The sequence below is a fragment of the Streptomyces sp. NBC_01476 genome (genome assembly GCF_036227265.1).
Classification (GTDB): domain Bacteria; phylum Actinomycetota; class Actinomycetes; order Streptomycetales; family Streptomycetaceae; genus Actinacidiphila.
Window position 1 is genome coordinate 1,195,605 of sequence record NZ_CP109446.1, and the last position, 21,535, is coordinate 1,217,139.

15 protein-coding genes are annotated in these 21,535 nt (G+C 71.8%); 8 read left to right on the forward strand and 7 right to left on the reverse strand.

All coding sequences use genetic code 11. From position 1 onward, the window contains the following. The first annotated feature begins 11 nt into the window (after positions 1-11). On the forward strand, positions 12-758 hold the full coding sequence (locus tag OG552_RS05230) for a sugar phosphate isomerase/epimerase family protein (RefSeq protein ID WP_329130004.1): 747 nt from the start codon (positions 12-14) through the stop codon (positions 756-758). After that, positions 755-1,873, forward strand: a complete 1,119-nt coding sequence (locus OG552_RS05235; protein WP_329130005.1) for a Gfo/Idh/MocA family protein — start codon at positions 755-757, stop codon at positions 1,871-1,873. The genes OG552_RS05230 and OG552_RS05235 overlap by 4 nt, the downstream gene beginning before the upstream one ends. Positions 1,874-2,099: 226 nt before the next feature. Here OG552_RS05235 and OG552_RS05240 read toward each other — a convergent pair whose 3' ends face one another. The 6 genes from OG552_RS05240 to OG552_RS05265 form a co-directional block, all read right to left on the reverse strand. Beyond that, positions 2,100-4,370, reverse strand: a complete 2,271-nt coding sequence (locus OG552_RS05240; protein WP_443070872.1) for an RICIN domain-containing protein — start codon at positions 4,368-4,370, stop codon at positions 2,100-2,102. A 109-nt stretch (positions 4,371-4,479) separates the two neighbouring features. Further along, positions 4,480-5,316, reverse strand: coding sequence for an undecaprenyl-diphosphate phosphatase (locus OG552_RS05245; RefSeq protein ID WP_329130006.1), 837 nt, complete (start codon positions 5,314-5,316; stop codon positions 4,480-4,482). 192 nt (positions 5,317-5,508) lie between these two features. After that, positions 5,509-7,095 (reverse strand): chitinase, encoded by a 1,587-nt coding sequence (locus OG552_RS05250; protein WP_329130007.1) that lies wholly within the window; start codon positions 7,093-7,095, stop codon positions 5,509-5,511. A 184-nt stretch (positions 7,096-7,279) separates the two neighbouring features. Continuing rightward, positions 7,280-8,167 (reverse strand): ABC transporter permease, encoded by an 888-nt coding sequence (locus tag OG552_RS05255; RefSeq protein WP_329130009.1) that lies wholly within the window; start codon positions 8,165-8,167, stop codon positions 7,280-7,282. Beyond that, positions 8,164-10,914, reverse strand: a complete 2,751-nt coding sequence (locus OG552_RS05260; RefSeq protein WP_329130011.1) for an alpha/beta fold hydrolase — start codon at positions 10,912-10,914, stop codon at positions 8,164-8,166. The genes OG552_RS05255 and OG552_RS05260 overlap by 4 nt, the downstream gene beginning before the upstream one ends. Before the next feature lie 346 nt (positions 10,915-11,260). Next, the gene (locus OG552_RS05265) at positions 11,261-11,872 is read right to left on the reverse strand and encodes an LAETG motif-containing sortase-dependent surface protein (protein ID WP_329130012.1); all 612 of its coding nucleotides are present in this window, start codon (positions 11,870-11,872) and stop codon (positions 11,261-11,263) included. 273 nt (positions 11,873-12,145) lie between these two features. On the opposite strand from OG552_RS05265, the gene OG552_RS05270 reads away from it, so the two are divergent. The 4 genes from OG552_RS05270 (at position 12,146) to OG552_RS05285 (ending at position 18,201) form a co-directional block, all read left to right on the forward strand. Continuing rightward, a complete protein-coding gene (locus OG552_RS05270) occupies positions 12,146-12,796 on the forward strand; it encodes a hypothetical protein (RefSeq protein WP_329130013.1) in 651 nt (216 codons plus the stop codon). A 760-nt stretch (positions 12,797-13,556) separates the two neighbouring features. Continuing rightward, positions 13,557-16,406 (forward strand): discoidin domain-containing protein, encoded by a 2,850-nt coding sequence (locus OG552_RS05275; RefSeq protein ID WP_329130015.1) that lies wholly within the window; start codon positions 13,557-13,559, stop codon positions 16,404-16,406. A gap of 79 nt (positions 16,407-16,485) precedes the next feature. Next, positions 16,486-17,490, forward strand: a complete 1,005-nt coding sequence (locus OG552_RS05280; RefSeq protein ID WP_329130017.1) for an aldo/keto reductase family protein — start codon at positions 16,486-16,488, stop codon at positions 17,488-17,490. A 3-nt stretch (positions 17,491-17,493) separates the two neighbouring features. Beyond that, positions 17,494-18,201 carry a phosphatase PAP2 family protein gene (locus OG552_RS05285; protein ID WP_329130018.1) on the forward strand — a complete coding sequence of 236 codons (708 nt, stop codon included), beginning with the start codon at positions 17,494-17,496 and terminating at the stop codon, positions 18,199-18,201. Here the strand turns inward: OG552_RS05285 and OG552_RS05290 are convergent. Next, complete coding sequence (locus OG552_RS05290; RefSeq protein ID WP_329130019.1) at positions 18,198-19,466, reverse strand: transglycosylase family protein; 1,269 nt, start codon at positions 19,464-19,466, stop codon at positions 18,198-18,200. The genes OG552_RS05285 and OG552_RS05290 overlap by 4 nt on opposite strands. A 157-nt stretch (positions 19,467-19,623) precedes the next feature. Between OG552_RS05290 and OG552_RS05295 the strand changes: the two genes are divergently transcribed. Both OG552_RS05295 and OG552_RS05300 read left to right on the forward strand, forming a co-directional pair. After that, entirely contained in the window at positions 19,624-20,622 is a 999-nt protein-coding gene (locus OG552_RS05295; protein WP_329130021.1) for an LLM class flavin-dependent oxidoreductase, read from the forward strand. 42 nt (positions 20,623-20,664) lie between these two features. Then, complete coding sequence (locus OG552_RS05300) at positions 20,665-21,510, forward strand: MBL fold metallo-hydrolase (RefSeq protein ID WP_329130023.1); 846 nt, start codon at positions 20,665-20,667, stop codon at positions 21,508-21,510. The last annotated feature ends 25 nt before the right edge of the window (positions 21,511-21,535 follow it).

A 21,535-nucleotide genomic window follows, 5' to 3' on the forward strand; every position in this document is an offset into this window, starting at 1 on the left:
GCATCGCTTCGATGGCCACACCTTTGAGCATCCAGCTCTACACCCTCCGGGACCAGATCGCCGCCGACCGCGACGGCACGCTGGCCCGGCTCGCCGAGATCGGCTACCGCCAGGTCGAGGCGTACGACCCGACCGCCGACCCGGCCGGTTTCCGCAAGACCGCCGACGAGTTGGGGATCACCGTCTCCAGCACCCACGCCTACGCGCTGTTCAGCAAGGACGCCGGCGAGGTCTTCGACGCGGTCGCCACTGTCGGCACCGACCTGGTGATCATCCCCGGCGGCATTGAGCACGAGGAGTTCACCACCCTCGACGGGCTGCAGCGCACCGCCGACCTGCTCAACGGCTTCGCCGTAAAGGCTGCCGAGCACGGCATGCGGATGGGTTACCACAACCACTGGTGGGAGATCGAGCCGCGGTTCGACGGCCGCACCGCGCTGGAGGTGTTCGCCGGTCTGCTGGCGCCCGAGGTCTTCCTGGAGGTGGACACCTACTGGGCGGCGGTCGGCGGCGCGGACGTCCCCGCACTGCTGCGCACGCTCGGCACCAAGGTGCTCGCCCTGCACATCAAGGACGGGCCCGGCGTCAAGGACGAGCCGCACACCGCGGTCGGCAAGGGCACCATCGATGTGCCGTCGATCCTGGCGGCGGCGCCCGACGCGCAGCGGATCGTCGAACTCGACAGCTGCGCCACCGACATCTTCACCGCGGTCGCCGAGAGCCACGCGTATCTGACCGCGCTGGAGGGGCGTTCATGACCGGCGGACCCGTGGGGAGAGGTCCGGTCGGCGTCGCGCTGGTCGGCGCAGGGGTGATCAGCACCCAGTATCTGACCGCGCTCTCGGCGTTCCCCGACCTACGGGTACTGGCGGTCGCCGACCTCGATGTCGAGCGGGCCCGGGCGGCGGCGGCGCGGTACGGGGTGCCGGCGGCCGGTGACGTGGCCTCGGTGCTGGCGCTCCCCGAGGTGGAGATCGTCGTCAATCTGACCATTCCGGCCGCGCACGCGGAGGTCGCGGCGGCGGCGCTGCAGGCGGGCAAGCACGTCTACGGCGAGAAGCCGCTGGCGCTGACCCCGTCGGACGGCGCGAAGATTTTGACCGAGGCGCAGTCGCGGGGACTGCGGGTCGGCAGCGCGCCGGACACCTTCCTGGGCGCCGGGCTCCAGTCGGCGGCGCGGGCGCTGGCCGCCGGGGTGATCGGCGAGCCGGTGAGCGCGGTCGCGGTCACCCAGGGGCCGGGGCCCGAAGGGTGGCACCCCAGCCCGGAGTTCCTCTTCCAGTACGGGGGCGGGCCGCTCTTCGACATCGGCCCGTACTACCTGACGGCGCTGGTCGCGCTCTTCGGGCCGGTGTCGCGGGTGGCCGCGACGGCCCGGCAGGCCAGGGCGGAGCGGGTGATCGGTTCCGGACCCCGGGCCGGCACCTCCTTCGCGGTCGAAGTGCCCACCCATGTCCATGCGCTGCTGGACTTCGAGAGCGGGCCGAGCACGTCGGCGACCTTCAGCTTCGACTCGTCGGTGCCGCGCCGCATGATCGAGATCACCGGCACCGAGGGGACGCTGGCGCTGCCCGACCCGAACACCTTCGACGGGCCGCTGCTGGTGCGGGCGTTCGGCGAGGAGGAGTGGCGCGAGCTGCCGGTGACCGGTACGACCGCGGGGCGGGGCATCGGCGTGCTCGACATGGCCCGCGCGATCCGCGGCGGCACCGAGCACCGCGCGTCGGGTGAACTCGCCCAGCACGTCCTCGAACTGATGTCGAGCGTGGCGGTCTCCGCGGAGCGGCACGGCTTCGTAGGGCTCGAATCACGCGCTCCGGATGTGCGGGTCCTTCCGGAGGACTGGGACCCGGTGGTGGCGACGCTGACCTGACCCGGCGCCGCCGCCACCGCCAGCCGGGACACCCCCGGTTCACCGGTCGGCCCACCCGTGGGGGGATGGGCCGGCCGGTGGTTTTCCGGCGGGCGGAGGGCGCGGCCGGGCGAGCCGCCAGGCAGCCCGCCCACGGCCGGCCCCTCTGTCCTGTGTGTGCGACGCCCGCCGGTGTCGGCGCGGGCGCACCGGGACCGTCACCGGCGGACCGTCCGCCGGAGCGGTGTTACGGGTAGCTGACCAGGTCCTCGACGTTGTGACTCGCGGTCACCTGGCCCCCGGAGTTGTCGATGATGTGGTTGATGGTGCCTGCCCCGCCGAGCACGGTGGTGACCATGCTGTGGAACTTCACTCCGGCCGCGGTGGGGGTTTCGATGGCATGACCGAGCACCAGGTCGGGGTGGTCGCGCAGATAGGCGTAGATGCCCACCCCCCATGCCTCGTGCGAGGTGACCGTGTTGGCGACCTTGTACGAGGCGTAGCCGAGGTCCCCGCCGGTGGTCGTCCAGCTGGCCTGGTCGGGCACGTCGTAGGGGGTCTCGCTCTGGTAGAAGTACGTCCGGCCGCCGTTGCCGTTCCAGGTGGTCTGGTACTTCTCGTAGTGCTCGACCGCCAGGCCGTACATGGTCACGTTGGCGCCGTTGACGATCAGGCCCTGGGCGGCCGGGTTGGTGTTCCAGCCCACGCCGTTGGAGTGGTCGCCGCGCCACAGCCACAGGTCGTCGCCGATGACATTGGCGCTGTTGACCACCAGGGTCTGGGTGGCCTTGCCGGCGATGTCGCCGCCGACCCGGAAGAAGACGTCCTGCAGGACCGTGGGGTCGGCGGCGTGGCTCGCCGAGGAACCCGCCGGACCGATCTGCATCAGCGTGGCCGAGTTGGTGGTGTTGGCGCTGATCAGCAGGCCCGCGATGTCGATGCCGTCGACATCGGCCGTGGTGATCGCGGTGGAGCCGTTGTCCGGCACCAGCGTGGCCAGGCCCAGGCCGAGCACCACGGTGTCGGGACGGGTGATGTTCAGCGCCGTCGACAGGTGGTAGACACCCGGGGTGACCAGCAGGTTCTTGCCCGAGGCCAGCGCCGCGTTGATGGTCGTGGCGGTGTCACCGGGCTTGACGATGTAGAACTGGCTGATCGGCAGCGAGGTCCCGGGCGGGGCCCCGTTGGTCCAGTCAGGACCCTGGACGTTGGTACGCAGCGCCGGGGCGAACACCTGCCAGTTGCCCGCGGAGTCGACGTAGAGGAACGGCTTCTCCTTGGAGACCGGGCTCTGCGCGACCGTGGTGTAGGGCGGGTTGGGGAAGCTGGTCGAGGGCGCGTTGGTGTCGCCGACGAAGACCATGTTCCAGTTCTGGCCGCTCCAGCCGCCGTTCATCGCGGTGTTCTTGGTGAGGAACTGCTGCTGGGTGCCCGAGCTGATCGTGCCGGAGATACGGGAGTTGCCGATGTACCCGCCGCTGGACCAGTTGCCCGAGCTGCCGTGGGTGTTGTCGTACAGCAGCATGCCGCCGTGCACGTCCATCCGGCGGAACGGGTCGGCCTGCGAGACCGCCCACATGGTGCTGCCGGAACTGGGGCTCAGCGACATGTTCTCGACGTCGCGCCAGAAGTTCTGGGTGGCGTTGCCGTCGCTGGTGTGGCCGGCGACGTGCACGCCGCCACCGGTGATGTTGACGTCGTCCGGGGACAGACCGAGGCCGGAGACCTGGGTGTTGTAGCCGACCGGGATGTCGACGTTGTACGTGCCCGGCCGGAAGAGCAGGGCGTTGCGCTGGGTGCCGAACTCGTTGCCGACCTGGGCGTTGTAGACCGAGGTGACCTTCGACTGGATCGACGACGCCGACATCGAGGGGTCGAAGATCGTCACGTTGGGGCCGAAGTCCGGGGTGTTGCCGGGCGGCGGGGTGGTCGTGCCGCCGCCGGTGCTGCCGCTGATGTTGAAGGACTGCGCGGCGGTGCCGTTGCAGGTGTACTGCTGCAGCTGGACGCTGTCCGCGGTGGACGCGGAGGGCACGTCGAGGCACTTGCCGCTGTTCCGGTTCACCAGGTGGAAGGCGCCGCTGGACTCGGCCACCGGCTGCCACTGCTGGTTGACGCCGCCGCCGTAGAGCCACAGCTGGGCGAGCGCGCCGTCCGCGGTGGAGACGTTGGTGACGTCCACCACCTGGTCGGGCGCGGTCGACACACCGATCCGGTAGTAGCCGCTGTCGGTGGCGGTGAACTGCCAGGACTGGGCGCTGCTTCCGTTGCAGGTGTACTGCTGCACCGCGGTGCCGTTGGCGGTGGCGGCGGCGCGGGCGTCCACGCACTTGCCGCTGCCGACGCCGGTGATGGTCGCGGGTGCGGTCGGGATGGTCGCAGCGCCGGCGCCCGAGGCGGAGACCAGCGCGATGCAGGCGGATGCCGGGAGGGCGACCGCCGCCACGATGGCGGCTATGCGTCTGCGGTGGCGTGGGGGGCGGATGAGCGGGCCGGGCACTGCGGGTACCTGGTTCACAGGTGGCTCCTCGGTCGCGTTGTGGGGTCGCGATGCGGTGTGGACGCTAGGCGCCGCTCGCCCGAGGAGTCAATACACATCAAAAAATAAGTCGTGAACTATGCATTCCTCAGGCGTCGATGACGTTCCCGGCGAGCAGCGCGATGATGATCGCGCCGACCACGATCCGGTAGATCACGAAGGAGTTGAAGGAGTGCTTGGCCACGAACCGCAGCAGCCAGGCGATGGAGGCGTAGGCGACGACGAAGGAGACCAGGGTGCCGACGGCGAGCGCGGGCACGCCGACGCCCCCGCTGGTGGCGTCCTTGAGTTCGTACAGGCCGGCGCCGGTGAGAGCGGGCAGGCCAAGGAAGAACGACAGCCGGGTGGCGGCCATCCGGTCCAGGTCGCGGATGAGCGCGGTGGAGATGGTGGCACCGGACCGGGAGAAGCCGGGGAAGAGCAGCGCGAGGATCTGTGATGTGCCGACGTACATCGCGTCCTTCATGGTGACCTGGTCCTCACCACGCTTGAATCGCGCCATCTGCTCGGCGCACCACATGACGATGCTGCCGCCGATGAGCGAGAAGGCGACCACCCACAGTGACCCGAGCGGACCGTCGATGAGCGGCTTGGCGGCCAGGCCGACGATCACGATCGGGATGGTGGCGTAGATCACCCACCAGGTGAATTTGTAGTCGTGGTTGTCCCGCTCCCGTTTGTTGGTCAGTCCGCGCAGCCAGGCTCCGACGAACCGGGCGATGTCCTTGAAGAAGTAGACGAAGACGGCCGCGATGGCGCCGACCTGGATCACCGCGGTGAAGCCGACCACGGCGTTGTCGTCGACCGGGATGTTCATCAGGCCCTCGGCCAGCTTGAGATGGCCGGTGGAGGAGACCGGCAGGAATTCGGTGACTCCTTCCACTACGCCGAGAATGACGGCCTGGCCGACGCCGATGACACTCATTGGGTGGTCCCGTCCCCTGGTCTGTCCGGTGGTATTTCCTGGCCCCCGCGGTGGACGGACGGGCCGGACGTGCCCCCCATGGGCATGTCCGGCCCGTACCGACTACATACGCGTAGACGTCCGGTGAGACTCTAGAGGATGAGCGGGCCGGCTCCTAAGCCGGGGCCGGTCGCCGGTCGCGGACCGGCCGGTTCAGCAGGCGCCGAGGTCCTGCCAGACTCCCCACTCGCCGGTGGTGCCGGGGGTCTCGCCGGTCGTCCACCACTTGGCCTTCCAGGTGTGGCCGCCGTAGGAGACGGTGTCGCCGCCCACGTAGATGGCCGACGACTGCCAGGCGGTGGCGGTGCAGCCGCCGCCGGTGCCGGTGATGGTGAGCGCGTACGCCGCCGTGTGGGAGCCGGACGGCCCGGTGCCGTGCACGGTGAGGGTGTACGAGCCCGGGGCCGCCGCCGAGGTGCTGGTGACCGAGAGCGTGGCGCTGCCGCCCGCGGTGACCGAGCCGGGGCTGACCGCGGCGGTGACACCGGCCGGGGCGCCGGTCACCGAGAGGCTGACCGACTGGGCGGAGCCGGCGGCGACCGCGGTGTGGACGGTGGAGGTGGTGTTGCCGCCGGGCGCGAGCGAGCCGGACGCCGGGGAGAGCGACACCGAGAAGTCGTTGGCCGGCGGCGGGGTGGTGCTGCCGCCGCTGGTGAAGGGCTCGAAGATGTGGCTGAACTGCCAGGTGCTCTGCGGAGTGCCGGAGCAGGAGTCCGAGCCGCCCTGGCCGTTGCAGTTGCCGTTGTCGCGCTGCAGCGCCCAGAAGGACAGGGTGTTGATGCCCTTGCTGACCGCCCAGTTGTAGACGGTGGTGGCGTTGGCGGTGGTGAAGGTCTCGGCCGGACCGTAGTCGTCGATGCCGGGCATCTCGGTGACCCCGACCATGCCCCACAGCTGCGCGTCGGTCTTGTTGGGGTAGAGCGTGGCGAGCTGGTTGTGCAGGCCGGTGGCCGCGGTCTGGGTGTCGGTCGCCATGTTGTGGGTGGCGCCGTCGTAGTAGTCGAAGGTCATGAGGTTGACGACGTTCAGGTTGACACCGTTGCTGACCGCGTTCTGGATCACCGCCAGACCGCTGCCGGAACCGAGGCTGCCGCCCTCCAGGCCCGCCGTGGTGGTCGGCAGGGTGTACGAGAACTGCAGCGGGCGGCCGTTGCTCGCCGCCCAGTCCTGGACGATCTTGACCGCCTTGTTGCGGCGGTCGATGCCGGCCGAGTTGGTCAGCGAGTTGTCCTCGATGTCCAGGTCGATCCGGCTGATGTCGTAGGTCGTGATGACCTTCTCGTACGCCGCGGCGATGGAGTTGACATTGGTGCAGCTGTCCGCGATCTCGGTGCCGCTGTTGTCGGCCGCGTAACCGCCGAAGGACGGGATGACGTCGCCGCCGCCGGCCTGGATGGTGTCGATGTCCGCCCCGAAGTTCGCCTGGCTGATCGGCATCCCGCTGTCGCCGTTCCAGTACGGGGTGCAGGAGCCGACCGACGGGGTCTGGATGAAGGCCATCGTCAAATACTTGTTGCCGGAGGCGGAGGCGAGTCCGGAGAGGCTGTCGCCGTTGTACGCCTCGAAGTACGGGGCGAAGACATGGCTGGGCAGTGCGGTGGCCGCGTGCGCGGTGCCGGCGCCGGTGAGCGCGAGCCCGGCCGACGCGACGGCGGTGACGAGGCCGGTGAGCAGGGCCTTGGGGCGCCCCCATGCACGTACACGCGCTATGGGGGAGGGTCTGCGAACGGGTCCGGTCATGGACCGCGCTCCCTTCGACGGTGGGGGGACGCATTTGGTCTGGACCAATATGCTGGTCTGTACCACCCAACTGTCAAGAGCCCTAACAGATAATCGCGCGATCAGGGCGGCGGCGGTCAGAGCGGTGGCACCCGCCGCGGAGACCGCCTCCGCGAAGCGGTGGCCACCGGCTCCCGGCCTGCCGTCAGGACACGATGTCCTTGGTGCGGAAGCCGCGGAACGCCAGCGCGGTGAGCACCACCGCGTACGACACCGACACGGACGTGCCCTGGATCATGCCGGTCCACTCCATGGTCGGCTGGACCGCGTCCAGCCAGGAGAACTGCCAGTGCGAGGGCAGGACGTCGCGCCACCCGCCGAGCGCGGTGACCGCGTCCAGCACATTGCCGACGATGGTCAGCCCGACCGCGCCGCCGACCGCCCCCAGCGGCGCGTCGGTGACGGTGGAGAGCCAGAACGCCAGTGCAGCGGTGACCAGTTGGCTGACGAAGATGTACGCCACCACGACCGCCAGCCGGGGCAGCGCGCTGCCCGAGTCCAGTGTCCCGCCGGCCGGCAGCTGCAGGTCGCCCCAGCCGTACGCGACCGTGCCGGCCACCAGTGCCACGGCCGGCAGCAGGACCAGCGCCACCGCGCTGAACCCGAGGGCTACGGTGAGCTTCACCGCCAGCAGCCGGGCCCTGGGCACCGGCGCGGCCAGCAGATAACGCAGGCTGGACCAGCCGGCCTCGGAGGCCACGGTGTCGCCGCAGAAGAGCGCCACCGGCACCACCAGGACGAAGCCCGCCGAGACGAAGAGGCAGGTGGCCGCGAAGTTGGCGCCCGAGGAGGTCGCGGTGTCGATCAGCGTCGGGCCGTTGCGGCCGCCGCCGTCCGGGGTGCCGCCGATCGCGAAGGCGGCCATCAGGATGAAGGGCAGCGCGACGAGCAGCGCGCCCACGATCATCGTGCGGCGCCTGCGCAGCTGGCGGCGGACCTCGACCCGCAGCCGCAGGGTGCGCCCCGGGCGGTAGCCGGGCGCGGTGGCCGACACCGGCAGGGGCGCCGGCGCGGTGGATGCCGTGTCGCTCATGCCGAGCCTCCGATCAGGGTCAAGAAGGCGTCCTCCAGCCGGCGGTGCGGGCCGACCCGGTCCACCGGCACCCCCAACCGGACGAGTTCCGCGACCAGTTGGGGAGCGGTCATCCCGTCGAGCACGGCCAGCAGACCGTCCTCCTCGCGGACCGCCGTCGCCACGCCGGGCAGCGCCGCCACCTCGTCCACCACCTTCTGCGACACCTCGCCCGCGACACCGATCAGTACGGTGTCGGCGGAGCCGATGATCTCGTCCACCGGGCCGGCGGTGATCAGCCGGCCGCGGTCCATCACCACCAGATGCGTACAGCTCTGCTCGACCTCGGCCAGCAGATGGCTGGAGACGATGACCGTACGGCCTTCGGCCGCGTACCGGATCAGCACCTCGCGCATCTCGCGGATCTGCGGCGGGTCCAGGCCGTTGGTGGGTTCGTCCAGGATCAGCAGATCGGGCAGGCCGAGCATGGCCTGGGCGATGGCCAGGCGCTGCCGCATGCCCTGGGAGTAGGTGCGCACCGCGCGCTGCAGCGCGTCGCCGAGGCCGGCGATCTCCAGCGCCTCGGCCATATGGGCGTCCTCGGCGGGGCGCCCGGTGGCCTGCCAGTACAGGTCGAGGTTGGCGCGGCCGGTGAGGTGCGGCAGGAAGCCGGCGCCCTCCACGAAGGCCCCGACCCGGGAGAGCACCGGCGCACCCGGCCGGATCTGCTCGCCGAAGATCCGGATCTCGCCCTCGTCGGGGCGGATCAGGCCCATCAGCATCCGCAGCGTGGTGGTCTTGCCGGCGCCGTTCGGCCCGAGCAGGCCGAGCACCTGGCCGGGTTCGACCTGGAAGGAGAGGTCGCGCACCGCGTACCGGTCCGCGGACTTGGCATACCGCTTGCTCAGCCCGGTGATCACCAGCGGCACGCCCGCCGACTCCGGATCGGCGGACCCCGGCCGGGTACGGCGGCGGCCGGTGAGCAGCAGCGCCGCCGCCACGGCCAGCGCGATCGGCGGCAGCCCCCACGCCCACCAGGGCAGCGGGGCAGAGGAGGCGCTCAGCGCGGGATCGGTGGGCAGCGTCAGCAGCGGGCCGGCCAGCGAGACGGTGAGGACCGCGGGCGCGACCGGGGTGGCGTACCCGAGGTCGGTGGTGGCGAGCACCAGGCGCAGCCGGTGGCCGGCCGCGAACTCGTGGTCCACGGCGGGCAGTCGGATGCGCACCGTGCGGCCCTGCGGGGAGCCGGCCACCCGGACCGGGGTGACCAGCGAGGCCGGCAGCGTCTGCTTGCCGTCGGAGCCGACGTCGTAGAGCTTGGCGAAGAGCACCGCGTCCGGTGCGCCGGTGGCGACCTTCACGGTGACCGAGGGAGCGCCGGTGAGGGTGACCGCGTGGGTCAGCGCGGCGGACTGGAAGAACGCCGACTGACCGGGGAAGTCGGTGGTCAGTCCCGCGCCGAGGCCGGAGAGCACGCTGAGTGCCCCGGTGCCGGGCACTGCGGAGATCGCGGGCGGGGCCCCGCCGGCCGGGTTGGTGATGCGCTGCCCGGGGCCGGTCAGCGGGACGCTGCGGGACGCGGCGCCGTCGAGACCCGGGTAGACGCTGCCGGTCGCGCCGCGCAGCACCACGCTGCCGTCGATGGAGTTCAGGCCGCCGGTGCGGGTGACCCGGAAGGCCGGTCCTGTGCTCGTGCCGGTGTCGCCCTTGAGGTAGCGGTCGAACCACGCGGTGACCCGGCGGTCGACCCGGGCGTCCTCGGTGTCGCCGCCGTCGTGGCCGCCGGCGATCCAGTCCACCGCCACCGGGGCGCCGTTGGCCTTGATGGCCTTCGCCATCGCGTCGGACTGGGCGAGCGTGAACAGGGAGTCGGTCTGGCCCTGGACGATCAGCGCGGGCACCTTGATCCGGCCGGCCACCGCGGAGGGGCTGAGCGCGGCGAGCCGGTCACGGGCGGCGGCGTCCGGCACGCCGGCCTGGGCGACCCGCTGGTACAGGGCGCAGATGTCCGGCGCGAACCGGCCGCAGAGCGGATCGCCGCCGGGCGCGGCGGCGCCGGGCGCGGCACCAGTACCGGTGCCGCTGCCGCTGCCGGGCGGGACGGTGGGCACGGGGGTGTCGGTGTTCCCTTGTGACGAGCTGTCGGGCAGCGGCGCGGAGCCGCCGGCGAAGAAGATGCCGGCCCACAGCTTCTTGTAGACGCCGTCGGGGAAGAGCGCGTCGGAGAGGTTCCAGTACGTCTCGCGGGGTGCGATGGCGTCCACCCGCCGGTCGTAACCGGCCGCGAGCAGGGAGAGCGCGCCGCCGTAGGACGTACCGGAGACGCCGACCCGGGGATCGCCTGGGGCGTCGAGACGCACCTGGGGGCGGGTGGCCAGCCAGTCGATCAGCCTGCTGACGTCGGCCACCTCGCCGCCGGGTGCGTTGAGGCCGATCCTGCCGCCGGAGCGGCCGAAGCCGCGGGCCGACCAGGTGAGCACCGCGTAACCGTGCCGGGCGAGGTCCTCGGCCTGGCCGCGTACGTCGTCCTTGCTGCCGCCGAAGCCGTGGCCGAGCAGCACCGCGGGTCTGCGACCGCTGCCGCCGGCGGTGAAGAAGGAGGTGTCGAGGCGTACTCCTCCGGCGCCGGTGAGCAGGGCGTCGCTGCGGTGGACCGTGCCACCGCCGGCCGCGTCGGCGGTACCGACCGTGACCGACCCCGCCGCCAGCACCGCGAGCGCGCCGGCCCCGGCCAACCACCGCTTGCGCCGCGGCCATCGAAGATCCATCCCCTGATCCTAAGGGCAGCCCCGGGCAGGCGGCGGGGCAGGAACTGCCAGGGCCGGGCGTTTCTCCGGGTTTTCACAGACTCCGGGGCCGGTTCGCCGGGCGGGCCGCAAAGCGGCGGCGGGCATTCGCCGGAGCAACAGCCGGTGAAGTCGGTAATGGGCCCAATTCCGGGATGGTTTGACGGGCCACCAGATGATCATTGAGCTGATCGACGACCGGTCCCGCCGACAGGCCGCCGCAATTGCACCGATTACCTCGGCGTGCACCGCGGAAGGGCCCGCACCCCATCGGGTACGGGCCCTTGCCGGGCGTCGGTCACAACGCGCTGTCCGCTGCCGCGGACGCTCAGCGGTGCGAGGAGGTACGGCGCCTGCGGGTGAATACGAGCGCGCCGCCGCCGACGACCACCGCGGCGACCGCGATGCCCGCGATCATCGGAGTGGCGCTGGAGCTACCGGTTTCGGCCAGATCGCCGGTGCCGGCCGCCGGCGAGGTGGTGCCCGCCACCACGGGGGCGTTGGTGGTCGCCGTGGGCGAGCCGGTGGGCGGCGTGGTCGGCGGAGTCGTAGGCGGAGCCGTCGTCGGCGCCGTGGTGGGCGGGGTCGTCGGCGGGGTGGTGGGAGGAGTGGTCGGCGGCGTGGTCGGCGGCTTCTCGCAGACCGGCGCCAGCTTGTACTCGTCCTTGTTGTACTGCTTGCCGTCGCCGGCCTTCACCACCAGGTGCAGCTTGAGCGGCGCGTCGTGGTCGGCCAGCGGACCGGTGAAGTCGAACCCGGCGCCGAAGGACGTCTTCGGCACCAGGGTGTCGCCCTGGTCGTCGGAGAGCGTCACGGTGTTGTGCGCCCGGCCGTTGTAGTTCGTCAGGTGCACGGTCACCGTGTCGCAGGTGACCGACCAGTCCCCCGTGTGGGCGGACGCCGGTCCCGCGAATACCACGGCACCGAGCAGGGCAGTCATTCCGGTACCGGCTATGACAGCTGATCTTCTGCGGTTCTTTGGCGACATTCTCATGAATCCTCCTGGTATTTCCGGAACTTGCCCGGGCGAGGCCCCCCGTCCGCCTGAATGCGCGCGAGAACGGGAACGTACACCTTGATCTACAAGGGGGTGCGGGCACCCCCCTGATATACGGATTCCGTAGGAAGGGAACGTGATCGAAAGTGCCCGGAACGGCTTTTACGATCTTGGCGGTCGCCGGAGATGTCGGCGCCGGGAGTTAAGGTCCGGAGCATGGCGAAGGCACTTCCGGCAGCTCAGCGGCGGGCGGTCAGCGGTTCCGACCCGGCGACCGGCCGGCTGTCGGCGCGCCCCGAGGTGTGTTCGGCGCTGACCGCCGCGGGACTTGCCGTGCCGCACGGCCGCGGCGGCCATCACGCGTACTACCTGACGGCCGAAGGGCTGCGGGTGCGGGCGGAGTTGGCGGGCGCGGCCGTGAAGAGCGCGCCGGACCGGGCGCCGGAGCCGCGGCCGGGCGGGGGTTTCACCGCGGACGACGGTACGGGGCAGGGACCGCCGCCCGGCGGCGGGGCACGGCGGGCGGCGGAGGTCGCCGCGGCCTGGGAGGGGTTGCTGCAGATCCGGGCGGTGCTGCTCGACGGCGCCACGGACGTCCCCGCGCCATGGGAGCGCGAACGGTGTGTGCACGCGGTGTCGTTGGCGCTGGAGGCGGCGGGCTGCCCGCCGGCCGGCGCGGCGACCGCGGGCTACCGGGTGACCCCGGCGGCCGAGCCGGGCATGGCCGAAATCAACTGGTCCGCGGCCGGCCCCGCACCGGCCGCGCTCGCCAAGTGCGCCCGCCTGCTCGACTCCTGCGGATGGCAGTGCACCGAGCACCGCACCCGCGATGGCCACCCCTTCCTGGTGACCTCCCCCCACCGCTGACCCCGCGCCTCCCGCCACGCGGTTGCCCCCGCCGATCCCGGGCGGGCCGCGAGCACCCGCGGCGGCGACCGCCGCGACCGCCGCGACCGCCGCGACCGCCGCGACACCGTATGCCCCGCTGCGCTGTCCGCCGGCAACGAGCGCCACCATGCGGCCGAGTCCCGCTGCACCGCCGATCCCGCATCAGCCGGCGGGCACCGCCACCAGCCGGTCCCGCCCCACCCCGGTTCCGGTCCCGGCCCCGCGGGCTGCGGTCACCGCCACCCGGCCGGTCCCGCTGCACCGCGATCCCGCATCAGCCGACGGGCACCGCCCCGCGGGCCCGGTCCCGCCCCGCCGGCAGGCACCGCCCCGCGGCAGGCACCACCCCGCGGCAGGCACCACCCCGCGGCGGGCACCACCGCACCGCTGGTCCCGGCCCGGTTCCGGCCCCGCCCCGCAGGGCGCCGCGGCGCCCGGACACGGCGTCAACTCCCGCCGCCCCGAGCCCGTGTCGGGGAATCTCGCTCTCCGAGCCCGTCTATGACGGCACGGTGTCGCGGATATTGCGAAGAACCATCGCTGTTTTGCGCAGACTCATGGACTTACTGCGGCCACGCTCGTAGTCTCTCCACGCCCGGCCGGGTGCTCAGCCTTCTCCCCTCACCCCCGACCGCAAGGACGTGTGCCTGTGTCGCACTCACCTCGCAGTGATGACAGAAGTCCCCAACCCCATCGACGGGCCGGACGGCGAGGGTTCGCCGCGGTCCTGTCCTTCGCCGTGGCCGCCGCCGCGGCGCTGACCGCCGTGACGCTGGCAGGCGCCCCGACCGCGAGCGCCGCGGGCGTGCCCGCGCCGTCGCCGATCGGTATCTCGGGACGCGGCGCCACTGTGCCGTTCACCGAGCTGGAGGCGGAGTACGCCACGACCAACGGCACCCTGATCGGCCCGGACCGGCTCTACGGCCACCTGCCCTCCGAGGCGTCGGGCCGGCAGGCCGTCACCCTCAACTCGGTCGGCCAGTACGTCGAGTTCACGCTCACCAAGCCGGCCAACGCGATGTCCCTGCGCTACAGCCTGCCGGACTCCGCGGACGGCAAGGGGCGCAGCGCCACCCTGGACGTCCAGGCCAACGGGCAGTCGGTGAAGACGCTGCCGGTGACCTCGAAGTACAGCTGGTACTACGGCGGTTACCCCTTCAACAACAACCCCGGCGACAGTAACCCGCACCACTTCTACGACGAGGCCAGAACCCTCTTCGGGACCACCTACGGCGTGGGCACCAAGATCCGCGTCCAGGTGACCTCCACCGCCCAGTCGCCGACCTTCACCATCGACCTGGCCGACTTCGAGCAGGTGGCGACGCCCATCGGCCAGCCCGCCGGGTCGATCAACGCCGTCACCGACTACGGCGTGGACCCGACCGGCGCCACCGACTCCACCGCCGCGATGCAGGCGGCGGTGAACGCCGGCCAGGCGCAGCACAAGGTGGTATACGTTCCGCAGGGCACCTACACGCTCTACGACCATGTGATCGTCGACGGCGTGACGGTCCAGGGCGCGGGCCCGTGGTACACCGTCTTCGGCGGCCGTGACCCCGTACAGCGCAACCGCGCGGCCGGCTTCTACGGCAAGTACGTGGCCGGCGGCGGCTACGGCGGCGCGATCCGCCCGCAGGAGGCCGGCGGGCCGAGTCAGAATGTGACGCTCAAGGACTTCGCGATCATCGGCGACATCCAGGAGCGGGTCGACGACGACCAGGTCAACGGTCTCGGCGGCGCCATGTCGAACTCGACCATCGACGACCTGTGGATCCAGCATGTCAAGGTCGGCGCCTGGATGGACGGTCCGATGGACCACTTCACCATCAAGAACAGCCGCATCCTCGACACCACCGCCGACGGCGTGAACTTCCACTCCGGTGTCACCAACTCGACGGTCACCAACACCTTTGTGCGCAACGTCGGTGACGACGGGCTGGCCTCCTGGCCGGAGAAGGCGCCGAACACCAACGACAGCTTCGACCACAGCACGGTCGTCCTGCCGATCCTGGCGAACAACATCGTCACGTACGGCGGCAAGGACTTCAATCTCTCCGACAACGTCATGGCGGACACCATCACCAACGGTGGCGGCCTGCACATCGCCAACCGCTACCCGGGCGTCAACGGCGGTGGTCCCAACGGGGTCTCGGGCACCATCACGGCGGCCCGCAACACCCTGATCAGAGCCGGGAACAGCGACTACAACTGGCAGTTCGGCGTCGGCGCCATCTGGTTCGACGGGCTCCAGGGCATGGTCAACGCCGACATCCAGATCAGCGACACCGACATCCTCGACAGCTCCTACGAGGCGATCCAGTCGATCGAGACCGGTGTCACCGGTGTGACGATGCGGAATGTGAACATCGACGGGGCCGGCACCTACGCGATCCAGGCGCAGGCCGCGGCCAACATGACCTTCATCAACGTCAAGGCCAAGAACATCGGCCAGGCCGCCACGCCGATCCACAACTGCGTCGGCACCAGCCTGCAGATCACCGACGGCGGCGGCAACTCCGGCTGGAACGTGGGCCAGACCTGCACCGGCACCTGGCCGGCGCCGATCTGGACCAACGGCGGTGTACCCACCGGCGGCAGCGGCGGCACGACCGGCGGTGGCACCACCACCCCGCCGACCACTCCCCCGACCACGCCTCCCACCACCCCGCCGACCACGCCGCCGGCGGGTGGGAATCTGGCGCAGGGCCGTCCGGCGTCGGCGTCGTCCTCGGTGCAGAGCTACACCCCGGCCAACGCGGTGGACGGCAACGCCGCCACCTACTGGGAATCAGCCAGCGGGGCGTTCCCGCAGACCCTCACCGTCGACCTCGGCACCGCCACCCCGGTCGGGAAGGTCACCCTCAAACTCCCGCCCTCCAGTGACTGGGCCACCCGCACCGAAACCCTCGCCGTCCTCGGCTCCACCGACAACGCCACCTGGACCACCCTCAAGGCCTCCGGCGGCGTCACCTTCAACCCCGCCACCGGCAACACCGCCACCGTGACCTTCACCACCGCCAACACCCGCTACGTCCGCCTCAACATCACCGCCAACACCGGCTGGACCGCCGGCCAGATCTCCGAATTCCAGATCTACGCACCCGACGGCACCACCACCCCGCCGCCCACCACACCCCCGCCCACGACCACCCCGCCGACCACCCCGCCGGCCGGCAACCCCAACCTCGCCCAGGGCCACCCCGCCACCGACACCGGCCACTCCGACATCTACACCGCGGGCAACGCCGTCGACGGCAACACCGCCACCTACTGGGAAAGCACCAACAACGCCTTCCCCCAGTCCCTCACCGTCGACCTCGGCGCCACCCACACCATCGGCCGCCTGGTCCTGAAACTCCCGGCGGGCTGGGGCACCCGCACCGAAACCCTCAGCGTCCTCGGCTCCACCGACAACACCAGCTACACCACGCTGAAGGCATCAGCCGGCTACACCTTCAACCCCAGCAGCGGTGACACCGTCACCGTGAGTCTGACCCCCGCCTCCGCCCGCTACCTGCGGCTCACCTTCACCGGGAACACCGGCTGGCCGGCCGGACAGCTCTCCGAGCTGGAGGCATACGCTTCCTGACCGCCTCCTGAGCCCCGCCTGTCCCGACCACCGACCACCGCTCGCGGCGCGCCGGGGTGACGATCTAGAGTCGATCACCATGGACTACCGTCACCTCGGCCGCAGCGGCCTGATCATCAGCGAGATCGCCTACGGAAACTGGCTCACCCACGGCTCCCAGGTGGAGGAGGACGCGGCCACCGCCTGTGTCGGCGCGGCCCTGGAGGCGGGCATCACCACCTTCGACACCGCCGACGTCTACGCGCAGACCCGCGCGGAATCCGTGCTCGGCCGGGCGCTGAAGGGCGAACGGCGCGAAGGGCTGGAGATCTTCACCAAGGTCTTCTGGCCCACCGGCCCCGGTCACAACGACCGGGGCCTTTCGCGCAAGCACATCAGGGAGTCGATCGACGGCTCGCTGCGGCGGCTGCAGACCGATTACGTCGACCTGTACCAGGCGCACCGCTACGACCGGTTCACGCCGCTGGAGGAGACGATGGAGGCTTTCGCCGACCTCGTGCACTCCGGCAAGGTGCACTACATCGGTGTCTCGGAGTGGACCGCGGACCAGATCCGCCGGGCGCACGCGCTCGCCCGCGAGCTGCACATCCCGCTGGTCTCCAACCAGCCGCAGTACAGCGCGCTGTGGCGGGTCATCGAGGGCGAGGTCATTCCCGCCTGTGAGGAACTGGGCCTCGGCCAGGTGGTCTTCTCCCCGATCGCGCAGGGTGTGCTGACCGGAAAGTACCTGCCGGGGCAGCAGCCGCCGGCCGGCTCGCGCGCCACCGACGACAAGGGCGGCGCGGACATGATCAGCCGCTGGATGCGCGACGAGGTGCTGGAGCGGGTGCAGCGGCTGCAGCCGCTGGCCGCGGAGGCGGGTCTTTCCCTGGCCCAGCTGGCCGTGGCATGGGTGCTGGACAACCCGAACGTGTCGGCGGCGATCGTCGGCGCCTCCCGCCCGGAGCAGGTCGCGGAGAACGCCAAGGCCGCGGGTGTGCGCCTCGACCCGGCGCTCAAGGCGCGGATCGACGAGATCCTGGAGCCGGTGGCGACCACCGACCCCAAGCGCGTGTACGACAACGTGCCGGCCAAGCGGCCGTAACCGGTGGTCAGGGGAGCGGCGGTCCTGACGGCGGGTCTGCGCCCGTCCCGGCTGCTGCTCCCGGCCGCCTGCGCGGTGGCCTTCGCGGTACTGGCCGGTGTGGTGCTCACCCGGCACGGCGCCCCGTACGGCTTCGACACCGGTCCGCACCGCTGGTCGGTCGCGCACCGGCCGCACGGATTCCGTACCGCGGCGCGGATCGTCACCGACGCGGGTACCGGACCCTTCCCGCCGCTGGCGGCGGCGCTGGGCGGGTGGCTCGCCGGGAAGGGCACGGTCCGGCGCAGGACCGCGGCGGCGGTGCTCGCGGTGCTGGTGCTGCTGGTCGGGCAGGGGGTGCGTACCGCCGTGATGGCCGCGGCGGACCGGGCCCGGCCGCCGGTGGCGGACTGGGCGGCCCCGGTCTCGGGCCACTCCTTCCCGTCCGGGCACACCGCCTCCAGCGCGATCGCCGCGGGGCTGCTCGCGTGGGGCCTGCTGCGGGCGCTGCCCGGCCCGGCCGGGAAGGCCGCGGCCGGGCTGTGCGCCGCGGCCGCGGTGGCCGTGGGGTGCTCGCGGGTCTACCTCGGCGTGCACTGGCCGAGCGACGTGGTCGGCGGCTGGCTGCTGGCCGGCGTCTGGCTCGGTCTCACGCTGCCGCCGCTGACCGCCTACCTCGACGGCGGCGGCCCCGGCGACAGCGACACGGAGGAGACGTCCGGGGGCGGCTAGACGGAGACGCCGTGCGCCCGCAGATAGCGCAGCGGGTCGATGTCGTCGCCGTAGTCGGGGCCGGTACGCATCTCGAAGTGCAGGTGCGGCCCGGTGGCGTTGCCGGTGGCGCCGGAACGGCCGATCCGCTGGCCCTCGTTGACCTGCTGGCCGGCCTTCACCGAGATCTGCGAGAGGTGGCCGTACTGGCTGTAGTGGCCGTCGGCGTGCCGGATCACGATCTGGTACCCGTAGGAGCCGCCCCAGCCCGCGGTGACGACCTTGCCGGCCGCGACCGCGTGCACGGCGGTGCCGGTGGAGACCAGGAAGTCCACCCCGGTGTGGTAGCCGCTGGTCCAGCTGCTGCCGGCCGCCTTGTAGGGCGTACCGATCGGCGCGTGCTCGACGGGCAGGGTGTAGCCGCTCTTCTTGGGGGCGGCGGGCCTGGTCTGCCGCTCCAGCGTCTTGGTGCCGCCGGCCGGCTTGGCCGCGGGCTTCGGCGTCGCCCTGGGGGCGGCCTTCGGCGTGCTCTTCGGCGCCGGCGTGCTCTTCGGGCCCTGAGTGCTCTTCTGCGGTGTGCTGAGCGCCAGGTGCTGGCCCGGGAAGATCAGGTCAGGGTCCCCGCCGACGACCGAGCGGTTGTCCGCGTACAGCTGCGGCCAGCCGCCGCTCACATGCTCGTCGGCGGCGATACCGGAGAGGGTGTCCCCGGAGGCGACGGTGTAGCGGTCCTTGGGCGCGGCCGGGGCCGCGGGTCCGGGATGTGCAGGTCTCGCGGGCATCTTCGCGGTGTGCACCGCGTCGGACACCGGCTCCACGTGCGGGGTCGCCTTGGGCGCGGGCTTGGACGCCGCCCTGGGCTTCGCCTTCTGGGCGGGTATGCGTACGGTGTGCGAGGCCGTCGCCACCTCCCGGGTGAGCCCGGCCCGCGCCGAGCAGACCGGCCAGGCACCCGGGCCCTGGCTGCGCAGCACCTTCTCGGCCACCGCGATCTGCTGGTTCTTCGTGGCGAGGTCCGCGCGGGGCGCGTAGGCCGTACCGCCGAAGGACTTCCAGGTGCTGGAGGCGAACTGCAGGCCGCCGTAGTAGCCGTTGCCGGTGTTGATGTTCCAGTTGCCGGAGGACTCACAGCTGGCGACCTTGTCCCAGACGCTCTGGGAGGCCGCGTGCGCGCTGCTGAGTCCGATCAGCGGCAGGGCGAGACCCGCGCCGCCCGCCGTGACGGTCAGCGAGGCCTGGGAGACCCTGTTGGGGCGGTAACGGCGGTGGCGTCCGCGTAAGGGCATGGCAGCAGTCCTCTCCGGTGGCCGGGCGGGGACAAGATAGGCCCGCCGCCGACTCCGCCACAAGGGTGCCCGCAATACCACAGGTCGGACAGGTGTGCGCCTGCGGGTACGGGGGCGCGCCGGGGAATCACCGGGGGTGTGGGGCGTTGAAACGTACGTGAGTTCCGTACTGCGTGCCACCCCGTTCTCCGTCCTGGACCGCGCCCATGTCCGCGCGGGTGAGGACGCGGCGCGGGCGCTGCGGGACACGGTGGTCTTCGCCCGGCAGGCGGAGGCGCTGGGCTATCACCGGTTCTGGGTCGCCGAGCACCACGGCGTGCCTGGGGTCGCGGGCTCGGCCCCGACCGTCCTGGCCGCCGCGATCGCCGGCGCCACCAGCCGGATCCGGGTCGGCACCGGCGGGGTGATGCTGCCGAACCACCGGCCGATGGTGGTCGCCGAGCAGTTCGGCGTGCTGGAGGCGCTGTTTCCGGGCCGGATCGACATGGGCCTTGGCCGGTCGGTGGGCTTCACCGAGGGCATCCGCAAGGCACTGGGCGCCGGCAAGGACGCGGCCGACGGCTTCGACGCGCAGCTGACCGAGCTGCTGGGCTGGTTCACCGGCACCCAGCGGACGTATCCGCAGGTGCACGCCTGGCCGGCCGAAGGGCTGCGGCCTGCGCCGTTCGTGCTGGCCGTCGGCAGCGGCGCGGAACTGGCCGCCGCCCACGGGCTGCCGCTGGTGATCGGCGGCCGCAGCGAGGACGACCTGCTGCGCTCGGTGGACCGCTACCGGGCCGCCTTCCGCCCGTCCGCGTGGGCCGCGGCGCCGTATGTGGTGCTCTCCGGGACGGTCGCGGTCGCCGAGGACCCCGAGCAGGCCCGCCGGCTGCCGGCCGCCGAGGCATGGGCGACCGCCTACAGCCGCAGCCACGGCGCCTTCCCGCCGCTGGAGCCGTACGAGGCGATCGCCGCGCGGGCCATGACGGTGCAGGAGCGCGAGCGCTTCGAGGAGGCCGCGAGCCGCCAGCTGTACGGCACCCCGGAGCAGGTGGCCAAGGTGCTGGAGTCGCTGCTGATCCGCAGCGCGGCGGACGAGTACCTGGTCACCACGACCGGTTACGACCGCGCCGAGCGGCTGCGTTCGTACGAGCTGCTGGCCGCACTGACGCACTGAACCGGAGAACCGACGGGGGACACCGATGGATAGGGTCGTTGCATGACTCAACGACAGCGGGGCGGGCTCGATGTGCGCTGGCACGCGGGGTGGCCGTCGGCCAAGCACGACCCGGCGCCGGACATCCAGCTGCACTCCTACGACGAGAGCACGCTGATCCTGCGGCAGAACATGTCGGTGCACTTCGAGGCGCCGTTCATGTTCCTGCTGCTGGGCGAGGAGCGCGCGCTGCTGCTGGACACCGGGGCCACCGCCGACCCGGCGTACTTCCCGCTGCGGCGGGTGGTGGACGAGGCGGTGGCGCAGTGGCTGGCGCTGCACCCGTACCCGTCGTACGGGATGGTGGTCGCGCACACCCACGGCCACGGTGACCACATCGCGGGCGACGGGCAGTTCGCGGACCGCCCGCACACCGTGACGGTCGGCCCCGGGCTGGACGCGGTCCGCGGCTACTTCGGTCTTCCGCACTGGCCGGACGGCACCGCGTCGCTGGATCTGGGCGGCCGGGTGCTGGACGTCATCCCGGGCCCGGGGCACGAGCCGGCCGCCGCGGTCTTCCACGACCGCCGCACCGGGCTGCTCTTCACCGGCGACACCCTCTACCCCGGCCACCTCTACATCCGCGACCTCCCGGCGTACACCGCGACCGTGGACCGGCTGCTGAACTTCTGCGAGCGCCACCCGGTCACCCAGCTGCTGGGGTGCCACATAGAGATGACCACCACCCCCGGCGACGACTATCCGCGGGGCACCACCCACCAGCCCGACGAAGCGCCGCTGCAGATGGACCCCGGGCACCTGCGGGCGCTGCGGCGCGCCCTCACCGAGGCCGGGGGCCGGCCCGGTGTGCACCGCTACGCGGACTTCCTGCTGCACATCGAGGAGTGACGGTGTGTCGGCTTGCCGGGTGACG